Below are 1,981 nucleotides of genomic sequence, written 5' to 3' on the forward strand. Positions count from 1 at the left end.
AGAACCGTCGTGATCGCTGCCGTCAGCGTCGTCTTGCCGTGGTCAACGTGACCAATCGTACCAACGTTCACGTGCGGCTTGGTCCGCTCAAACTTTTCCTTGGCCATTTTCAACTCCCAAAAGGAATTTCACAGGTTGCGCCGCGCGCAAACAAGACACTGACTTTTTACTGCTGGTGCCCATGGGCAGGATCGAACTGCCGACCTCTCCCTTACCAAGGGAGTGCTCTACCACTGAGCCACATGGGCGCTACGCTTCAACTTAGCGGTCTGGAGCGGGTGAAGGGAATCGAACCCTCGTCGTAAGCTTGGAAGGCTTCTGCTCTACCATTGAGCTACACCCGCACGGGCCACTAACGATTCCTTACCGCTCACTGCGCTGATATCTTGGTGGAGGAGGTTGGATTCGAACCAACGTAGGCGTAAGCCAACAGATTTACAGTCTGCCCCCTTTAGCCACTCGGGCACCCCTCCGTAGAGAACTGACGATTATGGGGGTGCATCGCACTCCTGTCAAGCATATCTGGAAGATTATTTTCATTCTCTTCCCGACTCCTGCTTCCGCCGATCCCCGCCCTTGCCCGGCTAAGGCAAGCGCGAGATGTTGCCGAACGGCGCTACATCTTCGTCAGACTCCGCCTTCAACGCCGATCTGCATCTGCGCTAAAAACGAAAGACCGCCATCATACGGCCTCTTTCGCACAATGCCAAGCGGTAGACACAAAATTTCGGCAAATTTCGTGCCGGGCGGGTTCGACGAGGCGACGGGCGGCGGTTCTCGGGAGGCTCGGGCGTGTTTTCGGCGGGAAATAGAGGTTTGCCGCAGGCGTCGCGGATGGCCCGGTCTCACGTCCGGGCACTCTATTCGATCCAGGCCTTCACGGATCGTCACGCGCTGCAGCCACGGATGATGCCTGGCACTGCTCGTGGCCGGCCGGAGACGACCGACGGCAAGCCCCGGCTTCCCAAGCTTCACCGCGCAGCGTCGGGCGCGTGCTCGGCGCTCTGAGCCTATCAACAGTCGAAGCCAACGCTGGATACCGGACATCCAGGTTCGGTGCACCGCGGCTCCGCGCGATGCAGTCGGTAAATCCGGATTCGACGATCGGAAGACGTCCCGCAAGGCGAGTCCGGGGATTCTGTACGCCTCGATGCGCTACAACTCACGGGGTGCGCGAGGCCCAGGCATCCCCATAACCTTGCCGGTGCCGCGAGGAATGTTCCGCGGCTTGGCGCCGCTTCGTGCATACCGAGCAACGTCAGTATCTGGTCGGTTTATTGCAGCGAATCATCGGCGTACACGCGATATGACAATGGCCCCTGCGGCCCGCATCTTCCAGCTGAAACGCTCCCGACGACGTTGGACACCCGATGGATGCCGCCGAAGCATCGATATCCGACGTGCGTTGCGCGGGGACGCTCGAGCTGACCCGGGATCAAGACTGGAGCTCGCCGCACTGGCCTCGACCGGCTGGAAACTCTTTCGTATCATGATCCGGACGCGACATGTGCGGAGGTCGCGACAAGCGTCGGCATCGCACGCGCCCGATGAGTGAAAGGTGAGAGCGAAGGCGCATCTCGCCGCCACACGATATGTAGCAACCCTGGCAGAAGATGCACTCAATACAGCGACGATGAAGACCTGTTGATCGACTATCGGATGACAAGGACTAGGCACGCCTGAGCGCGGTCGACGTCGAGCAAGGACGGACGAAGGATCGCCATGGCGCGGTTGCCAAGGCGATTTCTCGTTGCGGATCTGATAGCCGCCAGAGCGAACAAGAGACAGCGGGGTGACGGTTTCGGCAGCACCGGTTGCTCGCGTGTGGACGCTCCATCGAGGACGTGCATTTGCGCCGAGTTTGCCCGATTTGAGTCGATGACCTTACCCCGCCGAGTACACCATTCGTAAGTTAGTGGGCTCTCCGGTTTTCGGTTGATGCAATTGCCGGAATTGGTCCGGCGCCAACTGCCCCAAGGCG

Annotated in this window: 1 protein-coding gene and 3 tRNA genes; all 4 read right to left on the reverse strand. The window is 59.8% G+C overall.

Annotation, left to right across the window (positions count from 1 at the left end):
- Positions 1 to 107, reverse strand: a 107-nt coding sequence (locus HWX62_RS32795; protein WP_208454991.1) for a GTP-binding protein, incomplete at its 3' end; no start/stop codon positions are given.
- A gap of 66 nt (positions 108 to 173) precedes the next feature.
- Positions 174 to 248, reverse strand: a tRNA-Thr gene (locus tag HWX62_RS32800).
- Between the two features lie 22 nt (positions 249 to 270).
- Positions 271 to 344 (reverse strand) — tRNA-Gly (locus tag HWX62_RS32805).
- A gap of 43 nt (positions 345 to 387) precedes the next feature.
- Positions 388 to 473 (reverse strand) — tRNA-Tyr (locus HWX62_RS32810).
- Positions 474 to 1,981 lie beyond the last annotated feature (1,508 nt).

The sequence above is a fragment of the Burkholderia sp. BCC0506 genome (assembly GCF_902833145.1).
Taxonomy (GTDB): domain Bacteria; phylum Pseudomonadota; class Gammaproteobacteria; order Burkholderiales; family Burkholderiaceae; genus Burkholderia.